The organism is Streptomyces mesophilus (assembly GCF_040300965.1).
Taxonomy (GTDB): Bacteria; Actinomycetota; Actinomycetes; order Streptomycetales; family Streptomycetaceae; genus Streptomyces; species Streptomyces mesophilus_A.
Genome location: NZ_JBEPEW010000020.1, coordinates 70,752 through 84,599 on the forward strand (window position 1 = coordinate 70,752; position 13,848 = coordinate 84,599).

The following is a 13,848-nucleotide window of genomic DNA, read 5'->3' on the forward strand; positions in this document are numbered from 1 at the left end:
TCGTGTGCCGGGGGAATCAGAGATCCAGCGCGTCCACCATCGCCGCGTCGGTGTCGGTGGGTTGCTGCGGAATGTCCTTGTCCCGCTTGGAGTCCTTGTCCTTCTGGGCCTTCGCGGCCCGCTTGGCCGCCTTCTTCCCGGCCCGCCTCTCGTTGCGCAGCTCGAGCATCGCGTACAGCGTCGGTACGAGCAGCAGGGTCAGGAGCGTCGAGCTGAGCAGACCGCCGATCACCACGATGGCCAGGGGCTGGCCGATGAAGCCGCCCTCGCCCGTGACGCCCGCCGCCATGGGCAGCAGGGCGAAGATCGTGGCCAGCGCCGTCATCAGGATCGGGCGCAGGCGGTGACGGCCGCCCTCGATGACCGACTCGACCACGCCGAGGCCCTGGGCCCGGTACTGGTTGATCAGGTCGATGAGGACGATCGCGTTGGTCACCACGATGCCGATGAGCATCAGCATGCCGATCAGTGCCGGGACGCCCATCGGGGTGTCCGTGGCGATCAGCAGACCGATCGCGCCGGTGGCGGCGAACGGGATGGAGACCAGCAGGATCAGCGGCTGCGCAAGGGACTTGAAGGTCGCCACGAGCAGCATGAACACGATCGCGATCGCCGCGAGCATCGCGAGGCCGAGCGAGGCGAAGGCCTCGTCCTGGTCCTCGGAGACACCGCCGATGGCGACCGTGGCGCCGTCGGGGAGCTCCTTCTCCAGCTCGTTCAGCTTGGTCTGGAGCGAAGCGCTGACCGCGCCCGTGTTGTCGCCGGTCGGCTTGGCGGTGATGGTCGCCGCGCGCGAGCCGTCGATACGGGTCATCGAGACCGGGCCGTCGACGACCTTCACCTCGGCGATGTCACCGAGCTTGACGCGGCCGAGCGGCAGGTTCCTCAGCTCGTCCACGGTCGTCGCCGGCTTCGCGGACTTCACCAGGACGTCGCGCTCGGTGTCGTCCAGGATCGCCTTGGCGCTCGGGGTGCCGCGTACGGACTGGGCGACGATCTGGCCGAGGGTGGCGTCGTCGAAACCGGCCGCCGCGGCCTTGTCGTTGGCCCGGACCGAGATCCGCGGGACGGACTGGGCCAGATCGCTCTGGACGTCGGTGACGTCGTCGAGCTTCGCGACCTCGGACCGTACCTGCTCGGCCGCCTTGTCCAGGACCTCGGCGTCGGCGGCCTTCACGACCACGCTCAGGTCCTGGTTCGCGAAGCCGTCGCCGGCCGCGATGCGGGTGTCGCCGATGCCGTCCAGCTTCGCGAGCTCCGCGTCGATCTTGTCGCGGGTCGCCTCGTACTCGGCGTCGTCGGTCAAAGTGATCTGGTAGGAGGCCTGGTTGGTGTCCGTGCCGCCGCCGAAGGCCGCGAGCCAGCCGGAGGAGCCGACCGTGACCTGGTGGTCCTTGACCTCCTGCACCCCGTCGAGGACCTGCTCGACCTTCTTCGTGGCCTCGTCCGTGGCGGCGAGGCTGGTGCCCGGCTCCAGCTCCTGCTTGATGGACAGGACCTTCTGCTCGCCCTGGTCGAAGAAATTGGTCTTCAGCATGGGCGCGAGACCGAAGGTGCCGACCAGGACCACGATCGCCAGGAACACGCTGGTGAGACGGCGGCGGGTGGCGAAGCGCAGCACCGGGACGTAGATCCGCTGCAGGATGCTCTTCGCCTCCTTCGCCTCGGCGGCCGCGCGCGCCTCCTCCGGGTCCTCGGACGTGCCCTTGGGCGCGCGCAGGAACCAGAACGAAAGCACCGGCACGACCGTCAGCGACACGATCAGGGACGCGAGCAGCGCGGCGGTGACCGTCAGCGAGAACGAGCCGAACAGCTCGCCCACCATGCCGCCGACCAGACCGATCGGCAGGAAGACCGCGACGGTGGTGAGCGTCGAGGAGGTGACGGCGCCCGAGACCTCGCGTACGGCGTTGAGGATGGCGTCCTTGCGCTCCTCGCCGTAGGTGAGATGGCGCTTGATGTTCTCCAGGACCACGATCGAGTCGTCCACGACGCGGCCGATGGCGATGGTGAGCGCGCCCAGCGTGAGCATGTTGAGCGAGAGGTCGCGCGTCCACAGGACGATCAGCGCGAGCACCACGGACAGCGGGATCGAGACCGCGGTGACCAGCGTGGAGCGCAGGGACGCGAGGAAGACCAGGATCACGATGACCGCGAAGGCCAGACCCAGCGCGCCCTCGGTGGTCAGGCTGGAGATGGACTTCTCGACGGCCGGGCCCTGGTCGGAGACGACCGTGAGGTCCGCGCCGGCGCCCAAGTCCTTGCGCAGGGACGGCAGTTCGTCCTCGACGGCCTTGGAGATCGCGACCGCGGAGCCGTCCTGGTCCATGGTGATGACGATCGCGAGGCTCGGCTCACCGTTCGTACGGGTCAGGGAGTCGGCCTTGGCCTCGGTCTCCTCGACCTTCGCGACGTCACCGAGGCGTACGGGCTTCGCCTTGGAGCCCTCGCCGCCCGTGACCATCAGGTTCTCGATCTGCTCGAGGGAGCTGAAGCCGCCGCCGACCTGGACGGTGCGGTTCTTGCCGTCCTCGTCGAACGAGCCGGCCGGCAGGGTGGCGCCGCCCGCCTGCAGGGACTGCACGAGCGCGGCCGGCGTCAGGCGCGCCTTGGCCAGCTCGGCGTCGTCGGGCGTGACGGAGACCTCGACGTCGCGGACGCCGTCGACGGCCACCTGGGCCACACCGTCGATGCCTTCGAGCACCGGCAGGACCGAGCGGTCGAGGTCGTCGGCGAGCGCCTGCTGGTCCCTGCCGTCGGCGGACGCGGCGAGTACGACGGTCGGGATGTCGTCGGTGGAACCTGCCACGACCTGCGGGTCGACGTCGTCGGGGAGCTGGGCGCGGGCGCGGTTGACGGCCTGCTGGACATCGGCGACCAGCTGCTTGGAGCCGTCGCCGTAGTCGAAGGAGGCCATGAGGAGGGCGTTGCCCTCGCTGGCGGTGGACGTGACGGACTTGATGCCGTCGACGGCTTCGAGCGAGTCCTCGAGCGGCTCGACGACCTGCTTCTCGACCACGTCGGGAGAGGCGCCCTGGTACGGGGCGATCACCGAGACCATCGGCAGTTCGATGGAGGGCAGCAGCTGCTGCTTCAACTGGGGAATGGCGATCGCGCCGAAGACCAGCGCGACGATCGACACCAGGCCGATCAGGGCCCGTTGGGCAAGGCTGAATCTGGACAGCCAGGACATGGGATGGGGACTTCCTTTGCTGGCGTTTGCGGCAGGCGGGCGGGCACACGCGGGTGCTGCCCGGGCGAGCACGCGTGGGCCTGCCGTCGGTTGCCGACACGGCGCAGGTGCTGCCCGCCTACACGATCAGCCATCACCGGAGCGGATTCCTCGCCCCGCGGACCCGTTTCCTTGTCCGGCGCCTACTGCGGGCGCAGTACGGGCGCTCCATCCTTGGGGGTAGCGCGTCCAGGTCGTCCCGATTCGACTGACCGGCTCAGTCGACCTTCGGCCGGACAAGTCCGGATTCGTAGGCGATGACGACGAGTTGGGCACGGTCGCGGGCACCGAGCTTGGCCATCGCACGGTTCACATGGGTCTTCACGGTGAGCGGGCTGACGCTGAGCCGCTCGGCGATCTCGTCGTTGGACAGCCCGCCCGCGACCTGGACGAGCACCTCACGCTCCCGGCCGGTGAGCTGGGCGAGCCGCTCGGCGTGAGCACCTCCGTCGCCGCCCTCCGCGTCGGAACTGCCGCCCTGGGCGAGGAACTTGGCGATCAGCCCCTTGGTCGCGACCGGTGAGAGCAGCGCCTCGCCGCCCGCCGCGACCCGGATCGCGTTGAGCAGCTCCTCAGGCTCGGATCCCTTGCCGAGGAAGCCGGAGGCGCCGGCCCGCAGGGACTGCACCACGTATTCGTCGACCTCGAAGGTGGTGAGCATCACCACGTGTACGTGGGTGAGTTCGGGGTCCTCGCTGATCGTCCGGGTCGCGGCGAGACCGTCCGTACCGGGCATCCGGATGTCCATCAGGACCACGTCGGCCCGCTCGGAGCGCGCGAGGGCGACGGCCTCGGCGCCGTCGGAGGCCTCACCCACGACCTCCATATCGGGCTCGGAGTCGACGAGCACCTTGAACGCGCTGCGCAGCAGGGCCTGGTCGTCGGCGAGCAGGACACGGATGGTCATGTTTTCTCCCCCGTACGGGATCGTGCGCGGCGCATCATGACGAGCGCCCGGCTCACAGGCATTTGCGGGAGCGGGACGACGACTGCTGTGCCTCGGTACTCAGGGGCAGGATCGCATGGACGCGGAAACCGCCTCCGTAGCGGGGGCCGGTGGTGCAGGTGCCACCGAGCGCGGAGACCCGCTCGCGCATCCCGATCAGACCGTGGCCGCCTTCGGACTTGGGGCTCGGCTTGTCGTGCGGGTGCCGCGCCCCTTTGCCGTCCTCGGGCTGCGTACCGCCCCCGCCGTTGTCTAGCACGGTGATCTCCAGATTGCGGCTCACCCTGAGCACGCTGACCTCGGCCTTGGCCCCTGCGCCCGCGTGCTTCTGCACGTTGGTGAGCGCCTCCTGGATGATCCGGTACGCGGCCAGGTCCACGGCCGCCTGGAGGTGCTCGCCGTTGTCGTTGTGCACGAGTTCCACGGGGAGTCCTGCGGCGCGGAAGGTGTCGAGCAGCTCGTCGAGGCGGGCAAGGCCGGGGGCCGGCTCGGTGGGCGCCTCGGGGTCGCCGGACTGCCTGAGCAGGCCGACGGTGGCGCGCAGTTCGTTCAGCGCGGAGCGGCTTGCCTCGCGGACGTGGGCGAGGGCCTCCTTGGCCTGGTCCGGGCGCTTGTCCATGACGTGCGATGCGACTCCGGCCTGGACGTTGACCAGGGCGATGTGGTGCGCGACGACATCGTGCAGATCGCGGGCGATACGCAGGCGCTCCTCGGCCACACGGCGCAGGGCCTCCTGCTCGCGGGTGCGCTCCGCGCGTTCGGCGCGCTCCTGGATCGCGTCGACGAAGGCGCGGCGGCTGCGCAGGGCATCGCCGGCTGCGGCCGCGAGGCCGGCCCAGGCGATGACGCCGAGGTTCTCCTGGGCGTACCAGGGGAGCTTGCTCGTCAGCATTGCGGCCGCCGTCAGGACCGCCATGATCGGCAGGGCGAAGCGCCAGGTGGTGGGGCGGTTCGTCATCGAGGCCACGGTGAACAGGGCGATGACGACGGCCATCATCACGGGCGCGCGCTGCTCGCCGGTGACCACCTCCACGAGGGAGGCGGCGACGGTGATGATCAGGACGAGCAGCGGGGTGCGGCGGCGGAACACCAGGGCGGCGGCGCTGAACACCATCAGGACGACGCTGATCGCCTCGGGGGCGCGGCCGAAGTGGGGGCCGTGCAGGCCGTACGGCTCCACGAAGGAGGCGGTGACCATGCAGGCGAAGACGGCGAAGGCGAGGGTGGCGTCGAAGGCCAGGGGGTGGGCCGTCAGCCAGTCTCGGATGCGGGCGAGGGAGGTCACTTCGGGAACGGTACCGGGTGGATGGGGCCGGGTCCGCCGGGGCGTGGTGGCCTTCGCGTGCGGGTCCGGTGGTCTTCGGGTGCGGGTCCGTTCCGGCCGGGGCGGGTGGGCGCCTGCGGCGGGCGGGTTTCCCCTACCCGCCCCTTCCCGAAACCGGGGCTGCGCCCCGTGCCCCCATGGGTGGGTAACCCGCGGGGGCTTCGCCCCCTGCACCCCCGCATCCGAACTTCGTTCGGATCCTGCTCAATCGCCGCAGGGGCTGGGTTTGCCGGACCGGCTGGGTTTGCCGGACCGGCTGAGATTGCCGGACCGGCTGGGTTCAGCCCCGGCTGAGTGAAGCCGACAGCACCACCGTGTCGTACGACATCGTGAACGAGCCGCCCAGGGCGTCGATCGCCGCGCCCACCCCCTCGAGGATCGGGGCCAGGTCCCCGGGTGCGAGGCGGGTCGCCAGGCCCGAGGTGGGGAACTGGTCGAGGTACTCGGTGCGGGTGTAGTCGCGGGACCAGGTGCAGGTCCACTCCGTGGGCGCGCTGAAGCCGCCCGCCGCCGTGATGCCTTCGGAGACCTTCGCCAGGACGGGGCTGTACGCGCCGACGGGTTGACCCCCCAGGGCGTTCAGGTCGAAGGGCGCGTCCGGCAGGACGTCGCGGCAGGCCGCGATGAGTGCGTCGGCGACCGGTGCCGGGAGGCGGAAGGCGTTCCAGAAGAGGGCGAGCCGGCCGCCCGGGCGCAGGGCGGCGGCCGCCTTGGCCGCGCCCGCCACCGGGTCGATCCAGTGCCAGGCCTGGCCGGAGACGACGGTGTCGAAGGTCCGGCCCGCCGGATCCCAGGTCTCGAAGGCCGACACCTCGACATCGAGCCCCCGCGAGCGGGCGAACCCGGCCATGCGGGCGTCCGGTTCGACGCCGAGGACCGTGCAGCCCGCCGCCTGGAACTGCCGGGCCGCGATCCCCGTACCGCAGCCGACGTCGAGCAGCGAGCGGCCTGGGCTCTGCGCGACGATGCGGTCGATCATCTCGGCCGGGTAGCGCGGGCGGGCGCGGTCGTAGCGCGCCGCGTCCGTGCCGAAGGATTCGGCCATCTGTCGTTGGCGGTGAGGCTCACCGGCAGGGATAGTGGGCACTTGCCCACCTTAAGTGGGCACTTGCCCACTTAACAAGGAGCGCGACAGGCGCCCGACAGGAGAGGACCCCTGCACCGTGCCAACTGGCGTCGCCATCAGGGATGTTCGCGAGCAGCTCTTCGCCGCCGCCGAGCGCGTACTGCTCCGGGACGGGCCCAGCGCTCTGACCAGCCGGGCCGTCACCACGGAGGCCGGGTGCGCCAAGGGCGTGCTGCACCGGCACTTCACCGACTTCGACGACTTCCTCGCCGCGCTCGTAAGGAACCGGATCGTGCGCGTGCAGCTCCAGTCCCACGAGCTGTGGGAGTCGGCGGGGACCGGCAGTGTCATCTCGCGGCTGGCCGGTGCACTCACCGAGGTGTTCCAGACCGTGGCCGTCGCGCTCGTCGGCCTGATCACCTCGCGCGATGTCCTGCGCGCCCGGCTGCGCGAGGGCACACCGAGCGGGGTGCCGCTGCTCACCGAGGCGACGGAGATGATCGCCGGCTACCTCACCGCCGAGCAGGAGTACGGACGCATCGCTGCCGAGGCGGACGTACGGGTCCTCGCGCCCACCCTCGTCGGCGCCGGCCATCTGCTCTTCGCCGACCGGCACAGCGGGCCGCCGTCCGAGGAGGCAGTGGCGGGCGTGGTGTCGGCGGTGATCTCAGGGGTCGTACGGGAACGGGAGTAGGGCTCCCGTACACGCACTGGTGCCCCGCACCCCCGCGCCGGTACGGCGGGGAGTGCGGGGCACCGGTGACAGCAGTGCCTGGAGTGGCCGGAACCTGGGCTAGCCAGGGATCAGACCGTCATCGCTGAGCATCTCGCGGACCTCTTCGAGGCTCGCGTCCGGCGGAGGCAGGATCAGCTCCGAGGGTTCGAGTGCGTCGTCCGGGAGCGGTTCGCCCAGCTCGCGCACCTTGTCGAGGAGAGCGTGGAGGGTACGGCGGAAGCCGGGGCCGTCGCCGTTCTCCATCTCCTCGAGCAGTTCGTCGTCCAGCTTGTTCAGCTCGGTGAAGTGGCTGTCCGCCAGCTTCACCTGCCCCTCCCCCATGATCCGTACGATCATGTCGCTCTCCTTATGAAGTAAGTCCTTCTGAAGAGGTCCCGAGGCCTGGTGGTGGGGCTTTTACTGCTTGTCGAAGCGGGGGGTGTCCTGGGGCTGCTGCGCCTGGGTCTGGCCGCCGTTGCCACCCTCGATGGCCTGCTGATTCGGCGTGCTGCCGCCGGCCAGCTCGGCCTTCATACGGGCGAGCTCCAGCTCCACGTCCGTACCGCCGGAGAGCCGGTCGAGCTCGGACTGGATGTCGTCGCGGGCCAGGCCCGACGCGTCGTCCAGGGCGCCCGAGGCGAGCAGCTCGTCGATGGCACCGGCGCGGGCCTGCAGCTGCGCCGTCTTGTCCTCGGCACGCTGGATCGCGGTGCCGACATCGCTCATCTCCTCGGAGATGCCCGAGAAGGACTCCGCGATCCGGGTCTGCGCCTGGGCCGCGGTGTAGGTCGCCTTGATGGTCTCCTTCTTCGTACGGAAGGCGTCGACCTTGGCCTGCAGGCGCTGGGCGGCGAGCGTGAGCTTCTCCTCCTCGCCCTGCAGCGTCTGGTGCTGCGTCTCCAGGTCCGTGACCTGCTGCTGCAGCGCGGCCCGGCGGGAGAGGGCCTCGCGGGCCAGGTCCTCACGGCCGAGCGCGAGCGCCTTGCGCCCCTGGTCCTCCAGCTTGGAGGACTGCGACTGCAGCTGGTTCAGCTGCAGCTCCAGGCGCTTGCGGCTGGTCGCCACATCGGCGACGCCGCGGCGCACCTTCTGCAGCAGCTCCAGCTGCTTCTGGTACGAGTAATCGAGGGTCTCGCGCGGGTCCTCGGCCCGGTCCAGGGCCTTGTTCGCCTTCGCGCGGAAGATCATCCCCATACGCTTCATGACACCGCTCATGGGCTTCGCGCGCCCCCTTCTTGACTGATCCAGCCGTTGTCCAGCTCCAGCACTGCGACAGAACCCAGCCTACGGGCCCTGCCTCCATTACCGCACTGTTCGTGTGCGGATGCGCTCCTCCCCAAGGACGAAGTACGGCCCCACCCGCTCCGGCGTAGGGAGTAGGTGGCTCTCAGGGGAACCCAAGGGACGATTCCCGGAACCGCTCGCACCACCCCCGGGCCGCCCTGTGCGGTACGACCCTGTACTTCCCGTTGCGCCCCTGTATTGACGTCCGGCGTTGTCGGATCGTTCCCCCGCGGGCTGTGGTCCATGCGCAAGACCCCGTACCCTTGGGTTTCGTGTTCGGTAGCCGCTCCAAGAATGAGAAGACCCCCGCCGCTCAGGCGCCGGTCGACTCCCAGACGCCCCGCGACCCGCAGGCTCCCAAGGGTCGCCCCACTCCCAAGCGCAGCCAGGCTCAGTCGCAGCGCCGCAGCGTGGCCAATACGCCGTTGACCCGCAAGGACGCGGCCAAGCGCACGCGCGAGGCGCGCCGTGCGGACATGGCCAAGCAGCGCGCGGCCCTCGCCAGCGGTGACGAGCGGTACTTGCCGGCCCGTGACAAGGGTCCCGTGCGCAAGTTCGCCCGTGACTTCGTGGACTCGCGGTTCTGTATCGCCGAGTACTTCCTGCCGCTCGCCGTGATCATCCTGGTGCTCAGCATGCTGCGGAACGCGCAGTTGCAGAACATCGCGCTGCTGCTCTGGCTCGGTGTGATCCTGCTGATCATCATCGACTCGATCGGTATCGGCATCCGCCTGAAGAAGCAGCTCCGTGAGCGCTTCCCGGACGAGCCGAAGCGCGGCGCCGTCGCCTACGCCCTGATGCGTACCCTCCAGATGCGTCGCCTGCGCCTGCCCAAGCCGCAGGTCAAGCGCGGAGAGCGGCCCTGAGCGCGGAGTCGTTCACGGAGGGCGCCGGAAAGTGGCTCGAGCTCTTGGGCGGACTGCGTGACGCGGTCCGCCAGGAGCTCGTGGCCCGGCAGCTCGACGAACAGATAGCCCAGCACTTCGCCGTCGGCCGGCGGCTGCGGATCCTCGACGTCGGCATGGGCCAGGGCACCCAGGCCCTGCGCCTGGCCCGGGCCGGTCACCAGGTGACCGGTCTGGAGTCCGATCCGGCGATGCTGGTCGCCGCGCGTACGGCACTCGACGAGGAGCCGGCCGGGATCCGCGAGCGGGTCCGGCTGCTCCAGGGCGACGGCCGCGACACGGGCGTGCACTTCCTGCCCGGCGCGTTCGACGTGGTGCTCTGCCATGGAGTGCTGATGTACGTCGAGGAGCCGGACGCGCTGCTCGCCGGTCTCGCGCGGATGCTCGCGCCCGGCGGACTGCTCTCTCTGCTCGTACGGAACGCGGACGCCCTCGCGATGCGGCCCGGCCTCGCCGGCCAGTGGGACACCGCGCTCGCGGCCTTCGACTCCCCCGTGTACGAGAACAGGCTCGGCCTGACCGTACGGGCGGACCGTCTCGCCACCCTCACCTCGTCGCTCGCCGGTATCGGTGCTCCGCTGCACGCCTGGTACGGGGTGCGGGTGTTCACGGACCAGGCGGCGGACGGCGCCGAGCCCCCGTCGGACGAGGAGCTCGAGCGCCTGCTGCTCGCGGAGGAGCGGGCGGGGCGGACGGATCCGTACCGGCAGGTCGCGGCCCTCATGCACCTCTGCGGCGTACGGGGCTGACGCCGCCACTCAGGCACCGGGGGTGTCCGCCGCGTCCCCTCGTACGTGAGCGACCCACAGCAGCCGGAGAAACTGCCCGCCCGCGAGACCTGGCGTGCCCTCTACCGGCACTTCCGTCCGCATCGCCGGATCGTGGCGCTCGGTGCGCTGCTCACGCTCGTCGGAGCGGTGACCGGGCTCGCCCAGCCGCTCGCCGCGAAGGCGCTGGTGGACCGGCTCGGCGGGGACGAGTCGATCGCAGGTGTCCTGCTGCTGCTCACCGCCCTGGTGGTGGCGGGAACGGCGGTCGAGGCCGTCGGCGCGTACGTCCTGGAGCGCACCGCGGAGTCCGTGGTGCTCGCCGCGCGGCGCACGCTCGTCGGACGGCTGCTCAGGCTGAGGATCACGGAGGTCGAGCGGACCCAGCCGGGCGATCTGATGTCCCGGGTCACCTCCGACACCACACTTCTTCGCGCCGTCACCACCCAGTCCGTGGTCTCCGCCGTGTCCGGCGGGCTCACCTTCATCGCGACCATCGTGCTCATGGGCCTGATGGACGCGGTGCTGCTCGGGGTGACGGTCGGGGTGATCGTGCTGATCGGCGGGGTCGTCGCCCTGGTGATGCCCCGGATCTCGAAGGCCACCGCCCGGGCGCAGGAGGCGGTCGGCGCGATATCCACCGCCCTCGAGCGGGCCTTCGGCGCCTTCCGTACGGTGAAGGCCTCCGGCGCCGAGCGGCGCGAGTCGGCGGCCGTGGAGGTGGCCGCGCGCGAGGCATGGCGGCACGGTGTCCGGTCCGCCAAGTGGCAGGCGGTGGCGTCGAGTTCGGTGGGGCTCGCCGTACAGGTGTCCTTCCTCGCGGTGCTCGGGATCGGTGGGGCGCGGGTGGCGTCCGGGGCGATCTCGGTGTCGACACTCGTGGCGTTCCTGCTCTTCCTCTTCTACTTGATCGCACCCATCTCGAGCCTGGTCGAGGCCGCCACCCAGTACCAGGTGGGCGCCGCCGCGGTCGCCCGGATCGTGCAGGCCGAGCGGATGGAGACCGAGGAGACCGGTGAGCCGTCCGCGCCCCGGGACTCCGCGCCCGCCTCCGTCGCCTTCGAGGACGTGCGCTTCCGCTACCGGGACGGACTCCCGTATGTCCATCACGGCGTGAGCTTCGAGGTGCCCGGCCCCGGGATGACCGCCTTCGTCGGGCCGTCGGGGGCGGGAAAGACCACCGTGTTCGGTCTGATCGAGCGGTTCTACGAGGCGTCCGGCGGCCGTGTCCTCGTGGACGGCAAGGACGTGCGCTCCTGGCCGCTGGCCGAGCTGCGCGCGCAGCTCGGTTACGTGGAGCAGGACGCCCCGGTCCTCGCGGGCACCCTGCGCGAGAACCTGCTGTTCGCCGCGCCGGACGCCACCGAGGACGAGGTACGCGAGGTTCTCGTACGGGCCCGCCTCGACGCCCTCGTGGAGCGGCTGCCCGAGGGCCTGGACTCACTCGTCGGACATCGCGGCTCGCAGCTGTCGGGCGGTGAGCGCCAGCGTGTGGCGATCGCGCGGGCGCTCCTTCGCAAGCCCCGGCTGCTGCTCCTCGACGAGGCCACCTCGCAGCTGGACGCGGTCAACGAGCTGGCGCTGCGCGATGTGGTCGGCGAGGTCTCCCGCGAAGTGACCGTCCTGGTCGTGGCACACCGCCTGTCCACGGTGACGCTCGCCGACCGGATCGTGGTGATGGACGCGGGGCGGGTACGGGCGGTGGGGACGCATCGGGAGCTGGTGGCGTCCGATCCGCTGTACGGGGAGCTGGCCGCGACGCAGTTCCTCGCCTCCACGGCGCCGGAGGCCACCTGATCGGACCCGTACAGGAGGCCGAACGAGTGGCACGATGCCGACAATCCGGATATGAACCGAACCCGTAGCCCTCGTTCGCTCCCCCGGATAGCCGTCCCCCTCACCGCCGCGCTCGGCGCCGCAGCCCTCCTTGCCGGCTGCTCGGGCTCGGGGTCCTCGTCGGCCGAGGCCGACTCGACCACGCAGGCCGCCGCGGTCGCCCGTAAGGACGGGGCCGCTCTGCAGGAGGACTACATCGAGGTGATCAAGGACGTGCTGCCGTCCGTCGTGCAGATCACCGCGGGGGACAGTCTCGGATCCGGCGTCGTGTACGACGACAAGGGCCATATCGTCACCAACGCGCATGTCGTCGGCGACACCAAGGCCTTCAAGGTCACCGCGGCGACCGGCGGCAAGGAGCTCGCGGCCACGCTGGTCTCCAGCTATCCCGAGCAGGACCTCGCCGTGATCCAGCTGGAGAACCCGCCGAGCAACCTGAAGGCCGCGAAGCTCGGGGACTCCTCGAAGGTCGAGGTCGGCCAGATCGTCCTGGCGATGGGCTCGCCGCTCGGCCTGTCCTCCAGCGTGACGCAGGGCATCGTCTCGGCGACCGGCCGCACGGTCAGCGAGCCGCGCACCGGCGGCAGCCCGGGCGCCACGATCGGCAACATGGTGCAGACCTCGGCGGCCATCAACCCCGGCAACAGCGGCGGCGCCCTGGTCAACCTGGACGGCGAGGTCGTCGGCATCCCGACGCTCGCGGCGACCGACCCGGAGATGGGCGACAGCGCGGCGCCCGGCATCGGGTTCGCGATCCCGGCATCGATGGTGCAGACGATCGCGGAGCAGATCGTCAAGGACGGCGAGGTCACCGACTCCGGCCGGGCCGCGCTCGACATCTCGGGCCGTACCGTCCTCGGCGACGACTACAAACCGGCGGGTGTCGCGGTGGTCGAGGCCGAGTCGGGCGGAGCCGCGGCCGACGCGGGGCTCGAGGCGGGCGATGTGATCACGCGCTTCGACAACGAGGACATCTCCACGATCACCTCCCTGTCGGAGGCGCTGGCGTCGAAGAAGCCGGGCGACAAGGTCTCGGTGACGTACGACCGTGACGGCTCGCGCAAGACGGCCGAGGTCACGCTGGGCGAGATGTAAGGGCCCCGGGTGCGGGGGCGGCCGCCCCCGCACCATCCCTTGTCAGGCCTCAGTCTTCTCCGTGCCGGCCTCCGTACCGGAGTCGGCCTCGGAGTCCGCGGCCGTCTCCGCGTGCAGGCTCATCGGCCCGTAGATCTTCGTCGTGTCCTCGAAGAGATGGACCTGGTCGGCCCCGCCGGCGAGCAGGTCCTTCCAGTACTCACCGATCCAGGACTCCGCGTCGCCCTGGGTGGTGAACTCGTCGGGGGCCACGGCCGGTTCGACCTCGGTGCCGTCGGACTTCTCGAACCGCCACAACCAAGCGCTCATGTCAGCCTCCAAAGAACCGGTTCAGCATCCGACCGCAGATGGCAAGGTGCCACCCAGCTGAAGTGCAGCCTATCCGGGCGCGCACGACCCATACCGACGCGGGAGGATCGCCTTGTGGAACTGACTCTGCTCGGCACCGGCGCCCCGGCCGGACTGCCCCGCCCCGACTGCCCCTGCGCGGCCTGCGCCAGTGCGCTGGGCGCGTACGCGCGCTCGGCGACCGCGGTGCTCGTGGACGGCGTACTGCTGCTCGACCTCACCCCTGGCGCCGCCTTCGCCGCGGCACGCTCCGGTCATTCGCTGTCCGCGGTGCAGCAGGTGCTGCTCTCGCACCCCCACGACGGCCCGGCCGTCGAGCACCCGGCCGGA

At 70.7% G+C, this 13,848-nt stretch carries 12 protein-coding genes and 1 pseudogene; 6 read left to right on the top strand and 7 right to left on the bottom strand.

What is annotated here, in order from left to right; genetic code table 11:
* Nucleotides 1-16: 16 nt before the first annotated feature.
* The 4 genes from ABT367_RS10645 to ABT367_RS10660 all read right to left on the bottom strand — a co-directional run bounded on the left by ABT367_RS10645 (nucleotide 17) and on the right by ABT367_RS10660 (nucleotide 6,589).
* On the bottom strand, nucleotides 17-3,193 hold the full coding sequence (locus tag ABT367_RS10645; protein WP_352251666.1) for an efflux RND transporter permease subunit: 3,177 nt from the start codon (nucleotides 3,191-3,193) through the stop codon (nucleotides 17-19).
* A 256-nt stretch (nucleotides 3,194-3,449) separates the two neighbouring features.
* The gene (locus ABT367_RS10650; protein WP_352251668.1) at nucleotides 3,450-4,139 is read right to left on the bottom strand and encodes a response regulator transcription factor; all 690 of its coding nucleotides are present in this window, start codon (nucleotides 4,137-4,139) and stop codon (nucleotides 3,450-3,452) included.
* Between the two features lie 52 nt (nucleotides 4,140-4,191).
* Complete coding sequence (locus ABT367_RS10655) at nucleotides 4,192-5,463, bottom strand: sensor histidine kinase (protein ID WP_352251670.1); 1,272 nt, start codon at nucleotides 5,461-5,463, stop codon at nucleotides 4,192-4,194.
* 319 nt (nucleotides 5,464-5,782) lie between these two features.
* Nucleotides 5,783-6,589 carry a class I SAM-dependent methyltransferase gene (locus ABT367_RS10660; protein WP_434975441.1) on the bottom strand — a complete coding sequence of 269 codons (807 nt, stop codon included), beginning with the start codon at nucleotides 6,587-6,589 and terminating at the stop codon, nucleotides 5,783-5,785.
* A 76-nt stretch (nucleotides 6,590-6,665) separates the two neighbouring features.
* Here ABT367_RS10660 and ABT367_RS10665 point away from each other — a divergent pair, with 76 nt between their 5' ends.
* The gene (locus ABT367_RS10665; protein WP_352251672.1) at nucleotides 6,666-7,262 is read left to right on the top strand and encodes a TetR/AcrR family transcriptional regulator; all 597 of its coding nucleotides are present in this window, start codon (nucleotides 6,666-6,668) and stop codon (nucleotides 7,260-7,262) included.
* A gap of 99 nt (nucleotides 7,263-7,361) precedes the next feature.
* Here ABT367_RS10665 and pspAA read toward each other — a convergent pair whose 3' ends face one another.
* Both pspAA and ABT367_RS10675 read right to left on the bottom strand, forming a co-directional pair.
* Nucleotides 7,362-7,640: a PspA-associated protein PspAA gene (pspAA, locus tag ABT367_RS10670; RefSeq protein WP_165335458.1), complete on the bottom strand. Its 279-nt coding sequence runs from the start codon at nucleotides 7,638-7,640 to the stop codon at nucleotides 7,362-7,364.
* Nucleotides 7,641-7,700: 60 nt separating this feature from the next.
* Nucleotides 7,701-8,498 carry a PspA/IM30 family protein gene (locus ABT367_RS10675; protein ID WP_199548417.1) on the bottom strand — a complete coding sequence of 266 codons (798 nt, stop codon included), beginning with the start codon at nucleotides 8,496-8,498 and terminating at the stop codon, nucleotides 7,701-7,703.
* Between the two features lie 341 nt (nucleotides 8,499-8,839).
* Here ABT367_RS10675 and ABT367_RS10680 point away from each other — a divergent pair, with 341 nt between their 5' ends.
* The 4 genes from ABT367_RS10680 to ABT367_RS10695 all read left to right on the top strand — a co-directional run bounded on the left by ABT367_RS10680 (nucleotide 8,840) and on the right by ABT367_RS10695 (nucleotide 13,170).
* Nucleotides 8,840-9,433 (top strand): DUF3043 domain-containing protein, encoded by a 594-nt coding sequence (locus ABT367_RS10680; protein ID WP_352251674.1) that lies wholly within the window; start codon nucleotides 8,840-8,842, stop codon nucleotides 9,431-9,433.
* Nucleotides 9,434-9,513: 80 nt separating this feature from the next.
* Nucleotides 9,514-10,221, top strand: a complete 708-nt coding sequence (locus tag ABT367_RS10685; RefSeq protein ID WP_352251694.1) for a class I SAM-dependent methyltransferase — start codon at nucleotides 9,514-9,516, stop codon at nucleotides 10,219-10,221.
* 45 nt (nucleotides 10,222-10,266) lie between these two features.
* Nucleotides 10,267-12,036 (top strand): ABC transporter ATP-binding protein, encoded by a 1,770-nt coding sequence (locus tag ABT367_RS10690; protein WP_352251676.1) that lies wholly within the window; start codon nucleotides 10,267-10,269, stop codon nucleotides 12,034-12,036.
* A gap of 51 nt (nucleotides 12,037-12,087) precedes the next feature.
* Nucleotides 12,088-13,170, top strand: a complete 1,083-nt coding sequence (locus tag ABT367_RS10695; protein ID WP_352251678.1) for a S1C family serine protease — start codon at nucleotides 12,088-12,090, stop codon at nucleotides 13,168-13,170.
* A 42-nt stretch (nucleotides 13,171-13,212) separates the two neighbouring features.
* On the opposite strand, the gene ABT367_RS10700 is transcribed toward ABT367_RS10695, so the two are convergent.
* Nucleotides 13,213-13,479: a hypothetical protein gene (locus tag ABT367_RS10700; protein ID WP_352251680.1), complete on the bottom strand. Its 267-nt coding sequence runs from the start codon at nucleotides 13,477-13,479 to the stop codon at nucleotides 13,213-13,215.
* A 114-nt stretch (nucleotides 13,480-13,593) separates the two neighbouring features.
* Here ABT367_RS10700 and ABT367_RS10705 point away from each other — a divergent pair.
* A pseudogene (locus tag ABT367_RS10705) lies at nucleotides 13,594-13,848 on the top strand (bifunctional adenosylcobinamide kinase/adenosylcobinamide-phosphate guanylyltransferase); the annotation flags it as partial.